The 1,492-nt window shown below is 50.6% G+C and carries 2 protein-coding genes; both read right to left on the bottom strand.

The features are described 5' to 3' along the window. On the bottom strand, positions 1 to 770 hold a 770-nt coding region (locus KKC1_RS16415; protein ID WP_192868249.1), incomplete at its 3' end, for a DHH family phosphoesterase. Between the two features lie 72 nt (positions 771 to 842). Next, positions 843 to 1,436, bottom strand: coding sequence for a uracil-DNA glycosylase (locus KKC1_RS13520; protein ID WP_088554961.1), 594 nt, complete (start codon positions 1,434 to 1,436; stop codon positions 843 to 845). Between the last annotated feature and the right edge of the window lie 56 nt (positions 1,437 to 1,492).

The following is a 1,492-nucleotide window of genomic DNA, read 5'->3' as shown; positions in this document are numbered from 1 at the left end:
CGGGTTCTACCTACCAGGTAAGTGCGGCCCGCCATGCTTACCAGGGTAAAAACTGTATCTGCATTCAGGACTTCCAAAAGTTTTTCCGTAAGCAGGGACAAGCCTTCCACATAATTATCTGCCTCCGCCGTCGCTACCAGCACCTGAATTCCCCGGAATGAAAACTGTTTGACTGAAGCTATCAACCGGTTCAATAACTTTTGTTGCTCTTCCGTTAGCCTTCGGTCTAAAAAATTAGCTACTACCGACAAATTAGCTCCTTGTTCCAACAAGTAGGCTACAGCCAACGCATCCCGCGATGTGGTTGCCGAATAGGTCAGACTCCCCGTATCGGCATAAATCCCTAAAGCCAAAACCGTCGCTTCAAAAGAATGAATTTCCACATCTTTTTGCCGTAAAATCTCCACCATTAAAGTGCTGGTAGCGCCTACCGAGGCGGTTACCACTTTGGTAGCTCTTGGCGGTGGGTAGTCTACAGGGTGGTGATCGTAAATATGTATTTCCCGGGCCCCTGATACCCGGGAGGCCATTTCACCGGTACGCCGGGGGTCCCCTGTGTCGACCAGAATGACCCGGTCTGCCCCGGTATCAGGAATCTCACCGGGTGTCTTAATGGAAAAATAATCTTTGTACAGGGCCAGAAATTGCTGTACACTGTGGCCCGGCTTGCCCACAACTACCGGCTGGGCCTGCGGGTATATTTTTGAAGCCGCCACCATGGCAGCCAGCCCGTCAAAGTCAAGATTCGTATGAGAGAGGATAAGATCCATCAAGGAGTCCCCTTCTGCGTCAGCCTTGTTTTACTCATATCACTTGATTATACCATGAGCCGGGGAAAATGTTCAACTTTTCCAACGCCGGACAACCTCTTGGAAGTCCTGGACCACCAACTTTGCCTTCCTCCGGTCCCGGAGAACAGCCGCTGGGTGAAAAGTCGGTAGAAATGCTTGGCCATTTTTATAAAACCACGATCCTCTAACTTCGCTTATCTTAGCCTTCCTGTCGATAAGCCACCGGGTAGCCAAAGCTCCCAAACAAACTATAATTTGTGGTTTTATTAGCTCCAGTTGCTTCTTCAAGTAAGGGTAGCAGGCGGCCGCTTCCCCCTGCCGGGGCAACCGGTTCCGGGGCGGCCGGCATTTGTTAACACTGGTGATATAAACTTGGGACCTGTCTATTCCTGCTTCTTCTAATAAATAATTGAGGACCTGACCCGCGGCCCCTACGAAGGGACGCCCCGTTTCATCTTCTCTCGCTCCCGGAGCCTCGCCTACAAAGATAACTCGGGCCGCCGGGTTTCCCTCCCCGAAGACCACTTGTTTCCTATTTTCGGCCAAAGGGCATGCTTGGCATTGGATGCATAAAGCTTCCAGTTCCGCCAGAGAAGAAACTTTCTCGATTTTATATTGCAAGTCTGTAACCGTTCCACCTTTCATAGAAAAATATCTCTACTCAAGGCTTCCTGCTTCCACGACCGGGTGCTCGTAGACCA

Source organism: Calderihabitans maritimus, from assembly GCF_002207765.1.
Taxonomy (GTDB): domain Bacteria; phylum Bacillota; class KKC1; order Calderihabitantales; family Calderihabitantaceae; genus Calderihabitans; species Calderihabitans maritimus.
The sequence above is the reverse complement of the archived record's forward strand: the minus strand, read 5'-3'. Positions and strand labels throughout refer to the sequence as shown.

Excerpts from the sequence above, each read along its gene's own strand:
- KKC1_RS13520 (WP_088554961.1), bottom strand. The coding sequence starts at position 1,436 with ATGAAAGGTGGAACGGTTACAGACTTGCAATATAAAATCGAGAAAGTT.